Genomic DNA, 18,764 nt, shown 5'->3' with positions numbered 1-18,764 from the left:
CCGTTGCGAGAATGCTGAGAGTGTGGTTTAGTGCTTCTTGAACCCCCGCTGCCGGACAGACGGGGAAAAACTTGATCACCGAATCAAGTTTTTGCTGAACCCAGCGCGGGAAATCATCAGATTTCCCGTGATGTGTTCAGCGTACCCGTCTGTCCGGCAGCGGGGGTTCTAGAAGCACTTGACCGCACGGGTGCATTTCGCAACGGCATATACAGCCCCAGTACCTCCCCGGCATCCCTGTCATTAAGCGTCCCCGTCCGTCAACGAGACTGAAGCTCGTTGCCTAAATCCCTATTTGAAGTCCCCCCGGTACTCCCGCACGATCTCAATCATATTCAGATAGCTTTCTGCCGGGACATAAGACGGAATGGAATTCCCAGTCCCGAAGGCAAACCCTCCATGATTTTTGCTCTTTGCAATAACATCCAGTATGTACTCTTTGAGTTCTGGTTTCGAATAGTTACATACCACATCTACGTCAGCACCGCCAAAATTACCGATTTTATCTCCATACTTTTCCACCCAGACCGGAAATGGGGCAATCTGGTCTTCATTGGAATGCTTTGCATCAATCCCAACCTTCTCTATCAGGTCTCCCATTACATCGAATATCCTGCCGCAGGAATGCAGAAGAAATGGCTTTTTATAGCTGTGTACCAGGTCTACAATTGGTTTGTACTGCGGTAAAATCAGATTCCTGACATCATCTGTGGAAAGCATCGTACTGCTCTTATATCCCAGATCATCACCGAACCTGAGAACGCAGTATATATCACCGTATTCTTTCATAAATCTTTTCCAGATTCTTAAGTTTGTCTCCCCTACCTTCTGAAACAGCGCCTGATATAATTCTTCATCGTCTGCTGCAATGTAGCAAAGTCCCTCAAAGCCTGTCAGATCCTGCACGCATTCGAAAATGCCGTTTCCAACACCGCCGATTGCCTTCATCCCTTCCGGCATCTCATCCCTGAGTGCACCGAAATATTTTCCATATTCTAGGAAATAACGCTCTTCCAGCTCATCCCATGGGTATGCCTTGAAATCATCCTCGTCCTGAATAACCGGTATCACCCGGCTGTCTCCCAGTGCGCCTGCGCCGGGCATAATCTTGCCAATACAGTTCTCGAAAGTCACGACATCATATCCGTGATCTTTAAAAAAGTTGCAGTATACACGGAAAAATTCATGGATGTCTTTGTCATCTCCCTCGAACAGGGACAGCATATCCACACCTGTAATCTCTCCGATCTTGTCAGGGGCTACATTGTGTTCATATAGCGGCAGCCTCTCTGCCTCTCTGTTCCATGCGCTGTTCATGATATTACGATAATCCGGTTCAAACATTTTTTATTCCTCCTTGATTATAATTTTTTTGATAATATTGACTTCTCTTTTCCCGTATTATATAATTTCTAAAATTGTACTGCTACCAATTGCATACAACGTACAAATTTAAATACACGCTTTATCAGGAGGGCTGTTATGGATTCTTTTCCAATCTGGCATGATGACTATCTCTATACTAAGGACAGGGTGGTGCTGACCGAACAGGAGCTTCACATTCCCGGCGTCCGCATATTCGGACATCACGTGCTTTATAATGCGATTCCTTCTCTTACCTGGCATTGCCATGATGACGCTTTCGAATTTTCCATGCCGGCCCAGGGGACTTTTTCTTTTTCTACTCTGGAGGAAAATTATCCCTTCTCCGGTGGAGAAGTTTTCGTTTCCCACCCGGATGAGGTACACGGCACCAACCAGGTTCCCGTTACAACCGGCGAGCTTTACTGGTTCCAGCTTGATATCAGCGATGAGAATCATTTTTTATTCCTGAACCAGGAAGCTGCACATGACCTGATTGTGAAGCTGAAAGCCATCCCCCGTCATGTGATCCGTACGGAAATCAAAAAGACCCTCCCGCTGATGGAAAGGGCCTTTGAACTGGCACTGGAGGGCGCTGATAAACAGCTGACCAGCTCCCTCCTGCAATTATTTCTTCATCTCATTATTATGTACTCCCAGAAGGAACCTTCGCAGCTCTCTACGGATATCATAAAGGTGCTGGACTATATATTGGAAAATATAACTTCTGAATTGTCTCTGGATCAACTGGCTTCCCTGGCAAATCTGTCCTGCTCGCAATTCAAACAGAAGTTTAAAAAACAGCTCGGCATTGCTCCCAGACATTTTATTAACCAGCAGAAAATCGAATATTCAAAAACGCTTTTACGGGAAGGGAACTCAGTAACCGAGACTGCAATGCTTCTGAATTTTACGACCAGCAGCTATTTTTCCACTGTTTTTAAGAAGTATACGTTATATACACCGGTTGAATTTCTGAAAAAGTGCAGGGAAGAAGAATTATAAGGATTCATACCGAACAGCAGAGACTGTAGTTTTAGCAAAACAAAAAAACAGTTTATCGACTTGTTCAGGTCGTGCAGTATACTTCTGCAGTTTCAGTGAAACTTTCCTTTTAGACTTTAAACCGGTACCCCACGCCCCAGATCGTCTCAATATACTGCGGATGGGAGGTATCATACTCCACCTTCTCACGGATTTTCTTGATATGCACCGTGACTGTGGCAATATCTCCGATTGATTCCATATCCCAGATCTCCTGGAACAGCTCTTCTTTCGTATATACATGGTTCGGATGCCCTGCAAGGAATGTCAGCAGATCGAATTCCTTCGTGGTAAAGGACTTCTCTTCTCCATTCACCCACACACGTCTTGCAGTTGTATCGATCTTAAGCCCTCTTATTTCTATGATTTCATTCTCTTCCACGTTACTGCCGATCAGCCTTTCATAACGTGCCAGATGTGCCTTTACCCGCGCCACAAGCTCACTCGGGCTGAATGGCTTTGTCATATAGTCATCTGCTCCGAGGCCCAGACCCCGGATCTTGTCAATGTCATCCTTCTTTGCGGATACCATAATGATCGGTGTGTTCTTCTGGTCACGCACCTGCCGGCAGATCTCAAAACCGTCCACTCCCGGCAGCATCAGATCCAGGATAATCAGGTCAAAATCCTCTTCCAGAGCCTTCCTGCGCCCTATCTCTCCATCATTCGCCACGGACACCTCGAAGTCGCTGAGCTCCAGGTAGTCCTTCTCGAGGTCAGCAATGCTTTCCTCGTCCTCGATAATCAAAATTTTCTTACTCATCCAACGGTACCTCCTGATATTTTCTAATTACAAAATACATTGTTGTTCCAACCCCGTCCTCACTGGTCGCCCAAATCTTACCGCCATGCTCTTCCACAATCTTCTGGACGATGGAAAGTCCGATACCACTTCCGCCCTTGGAAGAATTCCGTGAAGCATCCGTACGGTAAAACCTGTTGAATATATACGGTAAATCCTTAGCGGCGATTCCTTTTCCATTATCCCCAAGTTCCACCTGGATAAAATCACCCACATCCTTTAAACTCATCGTAATCTTCCCTGCTGGCTTATCCATATATTTCAGGGAATTTGTCACAATATTATTAATAACACGCCGAAGCTGCTCCGGATCCACAATCACCTTTGAATCCGTCTCCACATAATTGCGGTATGTGAATTCCACACCTTTTGCGTCCAACTCCAGAGACAGGTCGTCCGCACAGTCGCCAAAATACTGCCTGGCCGATATGGTTGTAAAATTATAAGGAATACGGTTCGTATCGATCTTCGAGTACAGCGTCAGCTCATTGATAAGCAGATCCATCTCATTAGCCTTATTGTATATTGTTTTGATGTATCTGTCCATCTTTTCCGGCGTATCCGCCACACCATCCATGATCCCTTCGACATAGCCTTTAATCGCCGTAATCGGAGTCTTCAGATCATGTGAAATATTACTGATCAATTCCTTATTCTCTCTATCATATGCAATCTTATCCTCTGCATTCGCTTTTAGACGCAGACGCATCTCCTCAAAATCCCGGCACAGCTGCCCGATCTCATCATCCGTTTCACTTTTAATCTCAAAATCAAGATTCCCTTCCTTGATATTCCTGGCCCCCCGCTGCAGCTTCGCCAGCGGAACGGACACCGTCCTGTAAATCCAGTAAATCAGCAGCGCAGCCGTCATAAAGACAACCAGCAGATACAGCTGCTGGTATTCGCCGATCTCCCTGGGGGCAAACGTATGCACCGCAACCGTAGTAAAAAGCGTTGACAGAATCATCAGCGTCATAAATGCAATAACCAGTTTTGTTTTTAGCTTCATGATTTCCTCAAAGGGGTCTGACCCCTTTGCCCTCCGTTTTCTGAATTTTCTGAAAAAAGCAGGCACCCGAAGGTGCCTGCTTTCTCATATTATTAACGCACCTAATACCTTTATATTACAGATATTTTTTCAATGCGTCAACTTTATCTAACTTTTCCCATGGTAAATTTAAATCATTGCGTCCAAAATGTCCGTATGCTGCGGTCTGTTTGTAGATCGGCCTGCGCAGATCCAGCATCTTGATGATGCCGGCCGGACGCAGATCAAAGTTCTCACGGATGATATCTACCAGTTTATCCTCCGTTACTTTGCCTGTTCCGAATGTATCGACCATGATGGATGTTGGCTGTGCCACCCCGATTGCGTAGGAAAGCTGAATCTCACATCTCTTTGCAAGACCGGCTGCTACGATGTTCTTAGCAGCATAGCGGGCTGCATACGCAGCGGAGCGGTCTACTTTTGTGCAGTCCTTTCCGGAAAATGCACCGCCGCCGTGACGTGCCATTCCGCCGTATGTATCCACGATAATCTTACGTCCTGTCACACCGCTGTCACCGTGTGGTCCGCCAATAACAAAGCGCCCTGTTGGGTTGATAAAGAATTTGGTTTTTTCGTCTATCATATCTGCCGGAATAATCTCGTCAAATACATACTTTTTGATGTCTTTATGAATCTGCTCCTGTGTCACGTCCGGATCATGCTGCGTGGACAGAACGACTGCCTCCAGCCTCTTCGGCATATTGTTTTCATCATATTCTACCGTGACCTGTGATTTTCCATCCGGGCGCAGGTAAGTTAACGTTCCGTCTTTTCTCACCTTTGTGAGCTGTAATGCCAGTTTATGTGCCATTGCGATCGGATAAGGCATATACTCTTCTGTCTCATCTGATGCATAACCGAACATCATTCCCTGATCACCGGCGCCAATTGCCTCTATCTCGTCGTCTGACATCTTATTCTCTTTTGCTTCCAGAGCTTTATCCACTCCCAGTGCAATATCTACGGACTGTTCATCAATTGCCGTGAGCACTCCGCATGTATCTGCATCAAAGCCAAGCTTATCTTTCGTATAGCCGATCTCTCTTACGGTCTCACGCACGATTTTCTGAATGTCCACATAGGCATTCGTGGTGATCTCTCCCATAACCAGAACAAGTCCCGTTGTTGTACAGGTCTCGCATGCCACACGGCTCATCGGATCCTGTTCCAGCAATGCGTCCAGGACAGCGTCTGATATCTGATCGCACATTTTGTCCGGGTGTCCTTCTGTTACTGATTCTGATGTGAATAATAATTTTTCCATACTCTTTCTCCTCCTTGATTTGTAGGGACTGCTTTTTCCTGCAATCCGAATCAGCACTTTCTCTCTGGAGTTGTTTTCTTCATAAAATAATACATAAGAAAACAGCCCACAAGAAGCGGACTGTTTATATCACATAAATCAATCCTCTTATTGTTCGATTACTCGCTCAGGTTGGCACCTTCCTTGTTAGGGGTTGCCGCGGCTTCACAGATCCTTTGTACCTCCACCGCTCTGAATAAGAGAAAGCTTGCTTTATTAAATTGTTTACTATATACTAAAAACCTTACACCGTATTGCGTAAAATGTCAATACGCATACGTTATTTTTATAGTTTTTTCATTTTTCCAGTATTTTTTCTGTTTCTATCTCTCCCACGGGTATGACCGAAAGGGGCCGATCGGGATGTTCTCCCAGCATCTTTTCCATCCACACCATATCATACCATTCCCCCAGTTTATAACCGCATTTATGAAAATGTGCGACTGTCTTATACCCCATCTTTTCGTGAAATGCGATACTTTCCGGGTGGGGATAGGCAATACAGGCGTTCAAATTCAGGATATGCTGCACTTTCAGTATCTCCTCCAGCTTTTCATATAACAGCCTGCCAATCCCTCTGCCCTTATCTTCAGGCCGGATATATACGGTCGTCTCAACGGACCAGTCATAAGCCTCCCGTTCCTTAAACTGCGATACATAACAGTATCCCACGATCCGTCCGTTATCCACGGCCGCAAGCCAGGGATACTTTTCCAGTGTTCTTACGATCCGCGCAGAAAATTCCTCCACTGACGGAGGCTCATATTCAAATGTAATAGCCGTTTCTTTTACATACGGCACATAAATATCCAACATCTCCTGTGCATCCCTGATATCCGCCATACGGACCACAAACTTCTCTTTCTCCATCCTTCTGCCTCGTCCTTATACTTCTACATAAGGCCCTGTATTTCGCAGGCCCTATCCTATCTCTCCCTGAAATCATGTTCTGCCGCATTATTTCTTTTCTGTTATCACACCATTTTCATCTATGCCTGCATTCGGCGAAAGTCCCTCCAGAAAATCATAAAATGCAGCCTGTTCCTGTTGATCGCTGATATACTGCGTTGTAAATCCCGTCTGCAGACATGGCACAAAGGACATCTCTTTCAGCCCCTCTGGTGTAATATCCAGCTTCAGAAGCCCTGTATATTTTGTTTCATCATTAAACCAGAAATCTCCCATACTGTAAACCACCGGCCTGCCGTCTATGTACTCAATCCCCTGAAGCACATGCGGATGCCCGCCTACCACAATGTCAGCTCCTGCCTGCAGAAATTCAGCGCCCATATTATGCTGGTATTCTTCATAAGTATTGGTATCCTCCGGCCCCCAGTGTATATAGGCAATCAGATAGTCGCACTCCTTTGCAGCATCCGAAATCACCTGGTTATATTCTGCAGTATCATAAGCTTCCAGCACTCCCGGCGAATCCGCTTCCGCTTTCGGGGTATAATATACAATCTCTGCATTTGTAGCCGCTACAAAACCGATCTTCATACCATTTACAACAAAATAAACCGGCCGTCTGGCCTCCTCACTATTTGGGCCGCCGCCCACATAAGGTATCTCCGCCTGATCCAGAAGATCCATTGTATCCATCATGGCATCCTTACCAAAATCATAAACATGGTTATTCGCCAGTGACACCAGATCTGTTCCCATCTCTTTCAGAAGCCCCATCCGCTCCGGCTTTGCCCGGAATGTATAGAGCTTCCCTTCCAGGGGCTCGCCTCTGTCACTGATAGAATATTCATGATTCAGATAAAAAATATCTGCATCGTTGGACGTCTTCAAAATCTCCGGAGCAATACACTGAGACAGATCATTCACTGTATCGTAATGATCCAGTACAAATCCATCCTCAGCAAAACACAAGTCCCCGGCAATCACCACTTCCGCCTGATCCGCTTTTCCTTCCCGCAGATAAATCCCCTCCGCCCGGGCAGTCCCGGCATCCTCCAGTTTTCCGTTATACCGGTCCCTGAGTACATGCATCGTCTCCCCCACGGCCGCATAAATCTCTTCTCCTGAAATCTTTCCCTTCTGAATCCGCTTCAAAATATCCCCGCGCTCTCCGGAGTAAGTTTCCATAAACCACGTTCCAAAAGATTTCTTCTTTGCAGTCCCACTCTCCGCCGAGACAGGAACCGCTTCCTCACTCCCGCCGAAGCTTTTCTCAAAACAGGCCTGAACAGCCTTCACTCCGCTCTCCAGTTCGTTAGCCGCCACACGCCGCCGATATCCCCTGACTCCCAAACTCACAGCCAGGACAATCACAACAGCCAGGCACCCGACAAAAACAGCCACCCTGCGCCGAACTTCCCGTTTCCGTTTCTCCTGCCTCTGTCTGCGCAATTCCACATCATACCTGTCACTGCCCATCACTCAAATCCTCTTTCCGTAAATTCCAATCCCGCTCTGCAGCGCCCGGCCGCCTTGCAGAATTCTACTCCATCCAGTATCCTTCTCCTCTGAAAATCTCTTACCCGCAATAACAAAGCGGGCAATAACTCTATAAAAACAATCCCACACTCCCCTGAAAAAGTCAACCCCCAACTCCTGGCAAAAAAGCTTAAAAACTATAAAGAGAGGGGGTGTAATATACATCCTCTCTCCTTATAGTTCCAGTATTTAATACTCAATTGCCAATAACACTTCATGTAACATTAAATGATTGACATTGAATTCCGAATCACAATATCTCATGGCCGCAGTGCAATTCCGTGAAGTGTAAGCACCCCCGTCAGGCGTTCGCCAGGTCACTCCACGACCTGATACATTGCTACTTCATCTGTTTCGCGGTTAGCGGATATGAGAATGTCTTCCCCATCTTTTATGAAGTGGTATACGTTTGCAGGACCGCAATCTTGATCCAGTACTTCTGACTGGTAGGATTTTGTATCCTTATTATAAGTAAAGGCAATCAGGTTTCTCTCGCCTTTTCTGTGTCCTACGACAAGGGCCGGGTGGTTCAGCAGATTTCCGCCGTAGATAGCATGGGTAAATTCTGCGGGTTTTTCGTAACCGTAGACCTGCCTGAATACACCGTCTTCTCTCTTGTAAATGCTGATCTTCTCGCCGTGGAACGGGGACAGGACTGCCAGTTCTTTTTCCCCGTCTTCGTCCATGTCGATCAGGACGGCATCGCTTGCTGCAGTGTCCAGCAGAGTATGGATCGTCCATTCGCCTTCTGCTGCCTCAGGCGGAATAAACTGGAATACTCCGCAGTCCGCGGATATGATGCAAGTGTCGGTTCCCTGGTCATTTACACGGTAATAGCCGTGGTTTTTCAGCATGTTGTCTTTGATAACTTTCAGTTCCAGCTGATGATCCTGGTCAAATCCGCTCAGGTCATCAGGGAGTACGGCTGCGTATACCTTGCCGGGCATGGACCAGTCGTCTTTATATTCGTGGCCGGATTTGAGGGCACAGGCGATCAGGTATCTTATGCCGTTTCGCTCTACGATATCAAAACGATGTACGTGCGGAAGTTCCGCAAGAGTCCTGACTTCCCAGTTTCCCTTTGAAACTGGAGTCACTATGACAATTCTTGCTTCCTTTGAATCATTCGGAGAGTAGAATTTGTGCGTTGCCAGAAACTGGCCGTTTGTTCCTGGTACCTGCACCATACTCATGACTCCGCCGGGTTCACTCCACACAGTGTCCACTTCACGGCCCTCCTGATCAAACAGGATACATCTGTCTACTTTTTCAGCAGCTACCAGGAAATAATCATTTCCATTATAGTTGAGAGGTGCTATAGAATAGCACTTCGTAAGATTAGATATTACTTTCTTGCATGCTTTCACGAAATATTTATCCCCTTTCCTCGTCATCCAGTATTTTCTTAAACATTTCGCCTGCTGATCTCAGGTCCTGTTCCCAGTCAGCGCTTCCTGTGTACCAGAATTCGGTAACAAACTTGCGGATTCCCAGTTCCCACGCCGTATGGATCGCACTTTTAAAATCCACATGGCCGGTGCCGTAAGGAATCTCACGGAATTTGCCCGGCACTGTCTCCTTGAGATGCATTGCCACCAGATGTCCTTTTCCAATGTACAGATCTTCCAGAACATCCGTCTTATAGGTGTCCGCAGCATTTGTTATATTTCCGATATCCGGATATACATTCAAATAGCTGGAGCCGACCAGGGTCACATACTTCATCGCCTTTTCCACGGTGTTCATAAACTCATTTTCCATCGTCTCAAACCCCAGAAGCACACCGGTTCGTTCCGCCATATTAACCGCCTTTTTCAGGTTTGTCAGAAAACGTTTTTTCGTCTCCAGGCTGGATTCTTCGTAGTATACATCATAGCCCGCCAGCTGTATGATCCGGACTCCCAGGTCATCGGCCAGCTGTATGGCCTTCTGCATAATCTCCATTCCCCTCTTGCAGACCTCCGGGTCATTGCTTCCAAGGGGATACTTTCTGTGCCCGCTCAGGCACATGGTACGGATCGGAATTCCCGTCTCCGCCATCAGACGGACCAGCTCCAGCCGCTCTTCGCCGCTCATATCCAGCCGGCTCAGCTTCTCATCCGTCTCATCAATACTGATTTCCACAAAATCATAACCGGCGCTTTTAGCGGCCATTAATTTTTCTTTCCACGTCAAGCTGCCGGGCATTGCTTTCTCATAAAGCCCAAGCGTATATCCTTTCATAAAACTTTCTCCTTTAAACTGATTCTTCCAGCAGCCTCATCACAGAGTCTATGACAGGCTGTTTCATTACTTCTTCGGCTAATTTCTGCGCCTGTTCACAGGAGGCATTCCGTATCTGATACTTTACTCCGGCTGCCTCTTGCGGGGACACGCTGAATTCATCCAGCCCCATACCAAGCAGCATTTTTACCGCTTTTATATCGCTGGCAAACTCCCCGCACATGCCGACCTTGCGGTTGTACTTATGCCCGGCCTGTATGGTCTTATATATTGCACGCAGAACTGCAGGGTGGTAGGAATTATACATGGCTGCAATCTTCTGATTGCCTCTGTCCACCGCCAGGAAATACTGCGTCAGGTCATTTGTTCCGATACTGAAGAAATCCACCTTTTCAGCCAGCTCTTCCGCCATCATAACCGCCGCGGGCGTCTCGATCATAACCCCTGCCTCTATCTCTTCCTGGAACGGGATTCCTTCTTTATGCAGTTCATCCTTGCATTCTTCCAGAACCGCATATGCCTCCACCACTTCTTCAATCGAAATGATCATAGGGAACATAATACGGATATGTCCATATGTACCAGCTCTGAGAAGCGCACGGAGCTGTGTCTTTAAGATCTCTTTCTGATCCAGGCCGATGCGGATTGCACGGTATCCAAGGAACGGATTTTCTTCTTTTGGAAATTCAAAATAATCCAGGCCTTTATCGCCTCCGATATCCAGAGTCCGGATGGTCAGCTCCCGTTCTCCCAGAAGTTCGGCCGCCTGTCTGTATACATCAAACTGTTCTTCCTCGGTAGGGAAATGATCACTTTCCATATAGAGGAATTCACTTCTGAAAAGCCCGATTCCGTCAATCTGGTACTTCACGGCATTTTTCACATCCTCCAGGCTTCCTACATTCCCGCATACTTCCAGCTTTCTGCCGTCCACGGTTACGGTAGGGAGAGAACTGGATTCTTCCAGTTCTTTCTGGTATCTGTCGAACTCTTCCGCTTTCTTTTTATATTCCTCTATGACTTCCGGTTCGGGATTAACGATAATCACACCCCCGGATGCGTCCATAATCACAAAGTCTCCGGGGCAGACCTCACTCATCACCTCTTCCACACCCACAAGCGCCGGGATTCCCATCCCTCTTGCCATAATGGATACGTGGCTGGTCACTCCGCCCAGTTCTGTGATAAATCCCAGAATGTATTCCAGGTTCAGCTTGGCTGTATCTGACGGTGCCAGATCCTTCGCAACCAGTATCACCTGTTCGGTAATCGAATCAAAATCTCCGTCTCCGATCCCTTTCAGCTTGCGCATCAGGCGGTTCCGGATATCCTGTATATCTGCAGCACGCTCACGCATGTACTCGTCTTCCATCATCTCAAAGATCATGCGGAATTCTTCCACTGTCTCATGCAGCGCCTTCTGCGCACAGCATGCCTGTGTCTGAATCCGGTTCAGTACGCCTTCCTTCAGCGCAATATCCTTCGCCAGCTCCAGATGCCCTGCAAATATATCAGATTTTTCAGCCAAAGGTTCCAGGTCCGCAATGACTTCTTCAACCGCGTGCTCATAAGCTGCTGTCTCTGTGTCTGCCTGTCCGGCTTCGATTACTCTTTCTTCCGGACTCAGATCCTGTTCCTCAGCCAGGAACACCTTTCCCATAACAATGCCTTTGGAAGACGTTTTACTCACTTCAATCCTTTTCATTGTCCCGACTCCCTTACTCGCCTAATCCGCTTGCAATCGCATCGATAATGGTCTTTAAGTCCTCTGCTTCAGACTCGCCTGAACATTCCACTGTAATCTCATCTCCGCATTTGATCCCCGCTGCCATCAGGATGAGTACACTCTTAGGATTCACTCTCTTGTCCCCTTTGACGAGAGTCACGTCAGATACGCATTTTGATGCAATATTGGACAGGATTCCTGCCGGTCTTAAATGTAATCCTGAAGGGTTCTTAACTGTTATCTTTTCGCTTACCATGGTTGAATTCTCCTTTTTTCTTCACTTTTTCTTTTTCATTCAGAATGTTCTGCATTTTGCACACTGATCTGCGGATCTGCCGCAAATCACCAGGAAACAGTCTTACTGCTTCTCTTTTGTTAAACACATTTTTTCATACTCAGAACGTCATCGAGGGAGCTCTGAATATATATATTGGAAACATGCTGTTCCAGCACCCGTAAAACCTCTTTCAGTTTATACTTGCCGAAATACAGCTTATGTTTGCCTTTCTCTGTCTGACAGACCACTTTGATCTTGGAAGTCTGGTATTCGTCGATATGTACGGATTGGATCGAATCCCAGTCCACAGTGTAGAATATCTTCTCCATTCCCTTATCGGAAAATCCTCTTTTAACAGCGGCTGACCCGAAAATAGCCACAAGGATCAGGATATTCCGGATGTTCTCCACCATGCTGTCCATATCCGAGAGCGGAAAAATCATTAATGCAAAAAGAACTATCAGTGTAAATGTAAAGAAATCATCCTTGCCCTTCATCACAATCTTACGGTTTCTTTTGAGGATAAACACCACCTCAACAATTAGAACAACAATAAACACGAAACATAACATATAATTCCATATCATAGCTCTCCGCTCCTTTCTTTATGTTCATTATATCACCTCATTTTTCATAAATCAATCACTTTGTTCTTATTTATATGATCATTTATTGCATTTATATGAATAAATTAAAATTTCAATAAAACATTCCTTATTTTATGAATCATTATCTCACATAAAAAGCTCAAATTGACTTATACAGCAGGGAAATGAACAAAAGAACAGACCGGATTTCTTACGCGTTTCAGGCAAGAAATCCGGCCGCTTCCGAGCGTTTTATCTGCGGTCCGGCATACCTGATGGTCCCGGACTATTCATTGCCGAACCGCTCCCATACCCCGCTCAGGCCCTCGATTACCGCGCGGTAGGTTACGTATTTTTCTTCATATATCTCCTTGTAAAGCGGACGGGGCTGCACCGTCTTCGTGATCTTAACAGTACGGCTCACAGCCTCCCGATAATCCCGGTAAATCCCGGCAGCGATTCCTGCAGCAATTGCCGCTCCCTGGGCTCCCAGTTCCTTATCTTCAATCACATCCACCGGTATCTGCAGGACATCCGCGAAGATCTGTACCCATACATCCGAATTTGCAGCACCTCCGGACAAACGTATGGACTTTGGCACCTCTCTGTTTTTCAGAAGCTTATTGATGTGTGTAAGATGTGAAAATACAATCCCTTCGTACACCGCCCGCAGCATATGCTTTTTGCTGTGATAAGCACTCAGTCCGACAAACGTTCCTTTCGCCAGTGTATCCTCATTAGAACCGTTGAGAAACGGCAGGAAAATAATATTGCATTCCTGAGGCTCCACCGATTCCACCCAGGCATTTGTTACATCATATACAGATCCGCCGGCCGCCCTGCGCTCCTCTTTTTCATAATTCATCAGGTTTTGGATAAACCATTCCATATTGCCGGCCGAAGTGGGGCTGCTCTCTTCCACCAGAAAATAACCCGGAATACAGAACATAGAATTAAGCGCCACGCTCCCGTCGGCAACCGGTTCCCGCCGGATGAATTCGTTAATGCTCCAGGTTCCCGCAATCATACACATTTGCTCTTCATCCGACAGACCGGATGCAATTCCGCAGGCATCCACGTCAAACATCCCCGCAGCCACCGGAATCCCTGCCGGCAGGTTTGTCTGGCGGGCAGCCTCTTTTGTCACATATCCGCACGTATCTGCGGCATACCTTAGCGGCGGAAGTTTATCATAGATCTCTCCCAGCCCAAAAAGTTCCAAAAGCTCTCTGTCGTACTCTTTTGTAGTCAGGTTTACAAAGTTTGCGCCGGAAAAATCCGTATATTCTGCATATGCTTCCCCAGTGATCATAAAGCGTATATAATCCTTAACTGCAAATATATACTTCACCTCCCGGAGCACTTCCGGATGATGGTCGCCAAACCATGCCAGTATACTCACCGGCTGACATGCAAGGATCTCCTGGAAAGACTTTTCAAACACCTTTTCTTTTGTGCCGTCCTTTTCCCACTTTTCAATATATTTCCAGGCTCTTGTATCCGTGGAAACAATCCCGTTGTAAGCAGGAGTACCATCGGCTTTTACCATATACAGGCCTTTTCCATGCCCGGAAAAAGATACGCCCGCAATATCGTCCGGACATATCGCGCTTTTTTCGATGGCGGTGCGGATTGCTTCGGCATTAACCTCCCACAGTTTTGTCATATCCCGCTCCGTATAACCCGGCTTTGGAGTAATGGTCACTGTGGGTACGCTTGCCGCCGCAATCTGATTGCCCTCCTCATCAAAAATGGCTGCCTTTGAAAAAGTTCCTCCATTGTCTATTCCAACTAAATATCTCATATTCCGCCTCCTTTTATGCCGGTACTCCTGATGTGCAGATGCACCGGAGTTTTGTCCGCTCTCCTATTCGCAGACACACTTCGGAACATCCGGGTGGTTCGGCCCAAAATGCTTCAGCAGTACCAGAGGCTCCACCTTACTCAGATTCGTGATTGTAACCCCTTTTTGGGCTGCGTCTTCTGAGACAAAGAATTCATCCGTACTCTGTTGTCCAAAGCGAAGCAGGGTAGCCGCCTCCGCATCATAGCAGCCGAATTTTCCATGTCCCTGTATGAAGATACATCCATAGGCAGCGCCGTCCGCAATTGTGACCGTCTGTCCAGGATAAACCGTCAGTTCTTTTGCTGCTATGTACTCATTTGCATACGTAATCCATTTTTCACTATACCCCTCTGATTCAGATGCAGTCACCGGCGGTCTGAAGAAATGTTTTCTGTAATGCGGATCCACGTTTTTCTCCCAATCCAGTAAGCTGAAGATATAATCAATATCGCCCTGTTTGTCTAGTGGACACTCTTCATCCAGCATTTCCGGAGGATAAACCTCACCCGAAACAATATTTTCATAAACCGAATTGACATCGGAATTCCACTGTGGTTCATATGTAAGCACAGATGCGGGCGCATGTATCACTCCCGCCGGGGTATACCAGCCCGTACCCAGCTCAATCCGGTATGCACGGGATAAATCCGTAATTCTCGTGTCATCGTCCGCAAAATGCCGGATTCTTTCTTTGACTTCTTCCGGGTCCACATCCGGGTCAAATCCAAAATAGGTATAGCCTGCCTCACCAAAATAATTGTTCAGCTGTTTGGGGAAATAATAGCATTCCGGTTTTCCCAGCTTTCCTACTCTTGCAGCATCCTCAAACATCAGATGGACATGGTGAAACAGAGGATTTTCATTGTCGAAAAACTTGGAATACATGGGCCAGCCGTTATATTTATTCATCAGTTCTTCGCCAACCAGCTCTTTTCCAAGAACCTTTACCGCGTCTCGCAGTGAGAATTTTTCATCAGAATCATATGAGACACATACATAACTCATTCCTTCATCTGCCTTAGACAGTTCCCCGTTCTGGGCCGCAATCGTAGACGCGAACCATCGCTCTGTAATAGAACCTCTCGCCATCCCGAATGCAAAATAGTCATCCGGGTGCAGCTTTAATCTGCGGCCCGCTTTTCCGAATCTTCTCGGAACAAAGGCCGGGAACAGACGGAAGATCCCTTTCCCGTCCTCAAATGTTTTTCGGATGACCGTCTCATCTTTTATTGCGTCCTTTACCACCAGATTCCCGCTCTGCTCTGCCTCATGTAATATCTCATCCAGTTCTTTGCTGTTCTTTATAATCAATTCCTTTTCCGTCATTCTCTGTTACCTCCTTCTATGTCTTTTTTTCACGGACCGCACTGCCCTCACCGAAAGGAAGCGTTCCACCGCGTAATTTGAAAAACGTTTTTCTATCACCTGCAAAAGTGCATTCCTGCACTTTATACAACACCTTTCTGCAAAACTATATTGGCATACCGCGCCGTTGTCCCGGTCTGTACTATCACGTATGCATTTTCCGATGTCTCATAAAACGGCAGACGGTCCATAAATTCGAATTCGGTAAAACCACCGGAAAAGTCATACTTATTCAGCAGCGCCCTGTATTGTGCCCAGATCTCAGGCACAGGTTCCTCCGGCAGATTTCTCATCAGGCGCACCGGAGTATCAACAAAATTGTCCAGAGGAAAAAATGGAAGGATTGCTTCCAGCAAATCCGCTATTTCCGCCGCATCCATTCTAAGGATATGTTTTGCATGGGAAGTCCCGGGATAATTGGCATCTGCCAGTACCATCACGTCCGCATGGCCCATCTCCATCATACACTTCATGAATTCGGGTGAAATGATTTTTGGTATATTGTTTAACATATTGCCTCCTGGTTGTCTTTGAACATTTTCTGCCACGCCATATAAGGCTGGCAGATTTTCTCGTCTAATTAAGGGAACTGCCGTTTCAAGCAATAATCACTTTTCGCGGCAGCTCAATTTTCTTAGATTACAACGGCCGCAGAACGCGCCGGTATAACAAAACAAGATTCAAAATCTGTCATTTTATCATCATCGACCAGGCGATAGCTTGTAAGCTTCTGTCCACTGTCTAATTTTACCGTTACAGTAATCGGCATATATTCTTCATAATTGCAAATCACCAGGCCCTCTTTTCCATTTGTTCCTTTAAATACAGAATAAGAAGTAAGCTGTGTTCCGTCTGCCAGGGTAACTTCACCGCCAATCTTATCCATGAACTTACCATCCCAAAAATATTCCCTGAGGTCTGTTCGCAGTTTATCCATCTTGCTCCCATAATTTACAGTATCAGGATAATCCGATAACATCCCTTTGAAATTATACGGTTCATAGCTAATAATATACTTATTCATTAAGCATTGATTTATCATCCCGCGGTCATTAAATCCCGTTACAGCCGTCATTATATTACAGTCCGGGCGAATCATTCTTGTCATTGCTTTATGGTCTCTGCCCCACGTCCTTGCATATGAAAGGTCGTAATAATCGTGTTCAAAATCATACAGCCCTTCGCCTGCAATCATAAACTCTTTTCCATCCAGAATCTTCCGAAAACCACTAATAAGTTCACTATCCCAGCTGTAGGAAGAAGCCCCATAACGATGACCATGAGATGTATCAAAACAACACAGTGTCGGAGAATGATGCTGACATTCATCAAAAAGGATGCCATCTGCCCCCAATTCTACACATTTCTCAAATTCTTGATTACAGATTTCTATCCATCCCTTATCCCCAAAACACATTGGGATCAGCCTACGGGTATTAACATTGGTTAACTGGGACAGCGTCATATACTGGTACCCCTTATAAACGTAGTACTTTCCGTACGGATCCTTAATGGCATGCTTTTCATATACATCTTTAAAGTCCTCATTAGATTCGTCAGCCCAGACAAATTTGGCAAACAAAATCACCTTAATTCCCATCTTCTTAACTTCGCTAATAGCCCACTTCAAATCATCCCATGTGCCAAGCCTTTCATCCGGATCATGGCATGGGTTCCCCCTATCCTGTCCGCCTTTATTCCACCCTACCAATTGTATGGCTTTCACACCGTATTTTTTGCATTCTTCACCAACTTTTACAAAGTCTGCAAATTTCATTCTCAGTTCATCTTCCGGGGAATTAATATGAATCTGCAGCCATGAATGAGGATCTCTTGCCCATCCTGGAATAGTATCCGGAAGCTTATTCCATAGCTTACTATTTTTACAGTAACACTGTGCACCGGTACTCCAGTCCCCTTTATATGCGTCCATTACAAATGGTAAAATATCAAATGACATTCCAGGTGTCACAAAAGGCAAATGTCCAACAGCAAATCTAACATAGGTATCTTTATCTCCAATCTTATCTTCGTCAAAGACACGAAAGTCATTTGAATTACGCCAGCCAGGAAGATATTCCCCATGCCAGGTTACGACCTCCATTCTTCTTTCTCCAACTCCCAGAAACAACCCATTCCCATTTTCATCCGATATCAGGCCAAAAGGATTCATGGGCGGATTCAAATGATCCTCTACGCAGAGAGTGGGATAGTCTACACTATGTGTTCCCTGACAGTTGGGAAACGTAGGATATAACTCATACTCTTTCATTCCAATGTAGTTTCCATGCTGGAATGTAAACTGCTTGGCATTATTAGGACGATACAAATCACCAATATATGGATAATATACGTTCTCAACAACATGAGAATCCGCATTATCAATATGCATAGAAAATACTGCCTGATCATTTCTTATTCTGCATTCTGTAGTTATACTGATTTTATGTATGCCTCCAAAATGGGATTCGATTTCTTTCCACACAAACTTAACGTAGTCTTCTCCATATTCGCATCCAGGCGCTGCTTTCTGCTCATGCCCCCAGGCTTCATTATTTCTTTTTCCCTCCAGAGGAATCATCATCCTCCATGATAAAGCCAGCCTTGGACGCTTAATCACATTCCAATTTGATTTTTTAGACAAAATGCTGGTCAGTGAACCGTTATCTTTATTGAATTCCAGGCTCAGATTACTGGTTTCAAGTTTAATAATATTCATTTTCCTATCCCTCCATT

16 protein-coding genes and 1 riboswitch are annotated in these 18,764 nt (G+C 45.9%); of the genes, 1 reads left to right on the top strand and 15 read right to left on the bottom strand.

What is annotated here, in order from left to right:
* Positions 1-291: 291 nt before the first annotated feature.
* Positions 292-1,344, bottom strand: a complete 1,053-nt coding sequence (locus HMPREF0240_RS00700; RefSeq protein WP_009001538.1) for a uroporphyrinogen decarboxylase family protein — start codon at positions 1,342-1,344, stop codon at positions 292-294.
* Between the two features lie 138 nt (positions 1,345-1,482).
* Here HMPREF0240_RS00700 and HMPREF0240_RS00695 point away from each other — a divergent pair, with 138 nt between their 5' ends.
* A complete protein-coding gene (locus HMPREF0240_RS00695; protein ID WP_009001537.1) occupies positions 1,483-2,367 on the top strand; it encodes an AraC family transcriptional regulator in 885 nt (294 codons plus the stop codon).
* 109 nt (positions 2,368-2,476) lie between these two features.
* On the opposite strand, the gene HMPREF0240_RS00690 is transcribed toward HMPREF0240_RS00695, so the two are convergent.
* From HMPREF0240_RS00690 to HMPREF0240_RS00620, 14 genes are all read right to left on the bottom strand, one after another.
* Complete coding sequence (locus tag HMPREF0240_RS00690) at positions 2,477-3,169, bottom strand: response regulator transcription factor (protein WP_009001536.1); 693 nt, start codon at positions 3,167-3,169, stop codon at positions 2,477-2,479.
* Complete coding sequence (locus HMPREF0240_RS00685) at positions 3,162-4,217, bottom strand: HAMP domain-containing sensor histidine kinase (protein WP_035312471.1); 1,056 nt, start codon at positions 4,215-4,217, stop codon at positions 3,162-3,164. The genes HMPREF0240_RS00690 and HMPREF0240_RS00685 overlap by 8 nt, the downstream gene beginning before the upstream one ends.
* Positions 4,218-4,332: 115 nt before the next feature.
* Positions 4,333-5,520 carry a methionine adenosyltransferase gene (gene metK / locus HMPREF0240_RS00680; RefSeq protein ID WP_009001534.1) on the bottom strand — a complete coding sequence of 396 codons (1,188 nt, stop codon included), beginning with the start codon at positions 5,518-5,520 and terminating at the stop codon, positions 4,333-4,335.
* A 144-nt stretch (positions 5,521-5,664) separates the two neighbouring features.
* Positions 5,665-5,762, bottom strand: a riboswitch (SAM riboswitch).
* Between the two features lie 94 nt (positions 5,763-5,856).
* The gene (locus tag HMPREF0240_RS00675; RefSeq protein WP_009001533.1) at positions 5,857-6,429 is read right to left on the bottom strand and encodes a GNAT family N-acetyltransferase; all 573 of its coding nucleotides are present in this window, start codon (positions 6,427-6,429) and stop codon (positions 5,857-5,859) included.
* 87 nt (positions 6,430-6,516) lie between these two features.
* Positions 6,517-7,944, bottom strand: a complete 1,428-nt coding sequence (locus HMPREF0240_RS00670) for a CapA family protein (protein ID WP_083806090.1) — start codon at positions 7,942-7,944, stop codon at positions 6,517-6,519.
* A gap of 377 nt (positions 7,945-8,321) precedes the next feature.
* Complete coding sequence (locus HMPREF0240_RS00660) at positions 8,322-9,398, bottom strand: hypothetical protein (RefSeq protein WP_035312176.1); 1,077 nt, start codon at positions 9,396-9,398, stop codon at positions 8,322-8,324.
* Positions 9,379-10,227 carry an L-ribulose-5-phosphate 3-epimerase gene (locus HMPREF0240_RS00655; protein ID WP_009001530.1) on the bottom strand — a complete coding sequence of 283 codons (849 nt, stop codon included), beginning with the start codon at positions 10,225-10,227 and terminating at the stop codon, positions 9,379-9,381. The genes HMPREF0240_RS00660 and HMPREF0240_RS00655 overlap by 20 nt, the downstream gene beginning before the upstream one ends.
* A 13-nt stretch (positions 10,228-10,240) precedes the next feature.
* On the bottom strand, positions 10,241-11,932 hold the full coding sequence (ptsP, locus tag HMPREF0240_RS00650) for a phosphoenolpyruvate--protein phosphotransferase (RefSeq protein WP_009001529.1): 1,692 nt from the start codon (positions 11,930-11,932) through the stop codon (positions 10,241-10,243).
* A 13-nt stretch (positions 11,933-11,945) separates the two neighbouring features.
* On the bottom strand, positions 11,946-12,209 hold the full coding sequence (locus HMPREF0240_RS00645) for an HPr family phosphocarrier protein (RefSeq protein ID WP_009001528.1): 264 nt from the start codon (positions 12,207-12,209) through the stop codon (positions 11,946-11,948).
* A 119-nt stretch (positions 12,210-12,328) separates the two neighbouring features.
* A complete protein-coding gene (locus HMPREF0240_RS00640) occupies positions 12,329-12,817 on the bottom strand; it encodes a hypothetical protein (RefSeq protein WP_009001527.1) in 489 nt (162 codons plus the stop codon).
* Positions 12,818-13,103: 286 nt separating this feature from the next.
* Complete coding sequence (locus HMPREF0240_RS00635; protein ID WP_009001525.1) at positions 13,104-14,621, bottom strand: FGGY-family carbohydrate kinase; 1,518 nt, start codon at positions 14,619-14,621, stop codon at positions 13,104-13,106.
* 63 nt (positions 14,622-14,684) lie between these two features.
* Positions 14,685-15,989, bottom strand: coding sequence for a hypothetical protein (locus tag HMPREF0240_RS00630; protein WP_198137754.1), 1,305 nt, complete (start codon positions 15,987-15,989; stop codon positions 14,685-14,687).
* 122 nt (positions 15,990-16,111) lie between these two features.
* Positions 16,112-16,540, bottom strand: a complete 429-nt coding sequence (locus HMPREF0240_RS00625; protein ID WP_009001523.1) for an RbsD/FucU domain-containing protein — start codon at positions 16,538-16,540, stop codon at positions 16,112-16,114.
* Between the two features lie 122 nt (positions 16,541-16,662).
* Complete coding sequence (locus tag HMPREF0240_RS00620; protein WP_009001522.1) at positions 16,663-18,747, bottom strand: DUF6259 domain-containing protein; 2,085 nt, start codon at positions 18,745-18,747, stop codon at positions 16,663-16,665.
* Positions 18,748-18,764 lie beyond the last annotated feature (17 nt).

The sequence above is a fragment of the Clostridium sp. D5 genome (assembly GCF_000190355.1).
Classification (GTDB): Bacteria; Bacillota; Clostridia; order Lachnospirales; family Lachnospiraceae; genus Faecalicatena; species Faecalicatena fissicatena_A.
The sequence above is the reverse complement of the archived record's forward strand: the minus strand, read 5'-3'. Positions and strand labels throughout refer to the sequence as shown.

Coding starts and splice junctions, on each gene's coding strand:
- HMPREF0240_RS00700 (WP_009001538.1), bottom strand. CDS start 1,344: ATGTTTGAACCGGATTATCGTAATATCATGAACAGCGCATGGAACAGA.
- HMPREF0240_RS00695 (WP_009001537.1), top strand. CDS start 1,483: ATGGATTCTTTTCCAATCTGGCATGATGACTATCTCTATACTAAGGAC.
- HMPREF0240_RS00690 (WP_009001536.1), bottom strand. CDS start 3,169: ATGAGTAAGAAAATTTTGATTATCGAGGACGAGGAAAGCATTGCTGAC.
- HMPREF0240_RS00685 (WP_035312471.1), bottom strand. CDS start 4,217: ATGAAGCTAAAAACAAAACTGGTTATTGCATTTATGACGCTGATGATT.
- metK (WP_009001534.1), bottom strand. CDS start 5,520: ATGGAAAAATTATTATTCACATCAGAATCAGTAACAGAAGGACACCCG.
- HMPREF0240_RS00675 (WP_009001533.1), bottom strand. CDS start 6,429: ATGGAGAAAGAGAAGTTTGTGGTCCGTATGGCGGATATCAGGGATGCA.
- HMPREF0240_RS00670 (WP_083806090.1), bottom strand. CDS start 7,944: ATGGGCAGTGACAGGTATGATGTGGAATTGCGCAGACAGAGGCAGGAG.
- HMPREF0240_RS00660 (WP_035312176.1), bottom strand. CDS start 9,398: ATGACGAGGAAAGGGGATAAATATTTCGTGAAAGCATGCAAGAAAGTA.
- HMPREF0240_RS00655 (WP_009001530.1), bottom strand. CDS start 10,227: ATGAAAGGATATACGCTTGGGCTTTATGAGAAAGCAATGCCCGGCAGC.
- ptsP (WP_009001529.1), bottom strand. CDS start 11,932: ATGAAAAGGATTGAAGTGAGTAAAACGTCTTCCAAAGGCATTGTTATG.
- HMPREF0240_RS00645 (WP_009001528.1), bottom strand. CDS start 12,209: ATGGTAAGCGAAAAGATAACAGTTAAGAACCCTTCAGGATTACATTTA.
- HMPREF0240_RS00640 (WP_009001527.1), bottom strand. CDS start 12,817: ATGATATGGAATTATATGTTATGTTTCGTGTTTATTGTTGTTCTAATT.
- HMPREF0240_RS00635 (WP_009001525.1), bottom strand. CDS start 14,621: ATGAGATATTTAGTTGGAATAGACAATGGAGGAACTTTTTCAAAGGCA.
- HMPREF0240_RS00630 (WP_198137754.1), bottom strand. CDS start 15,989: ATGACGGAAAAGGAATTGATTATAAAGAACAGCAAAGAACTGGATGAG.
- HMPREF0240_RS00625 (WP_009001523.1), bottom strand. CDS start 16,540: ATGTTAAACAATATACCAAAAATCATTTCACCCGAATTCATGAAGTGT.
- HMPREF0240_RS00620 (WP_009001522.1), bottom strand. CDS start 18,747: ATGAATATTATTAAACTTGAAACCAGTAATCTGAGCCTGGAATTCAAT.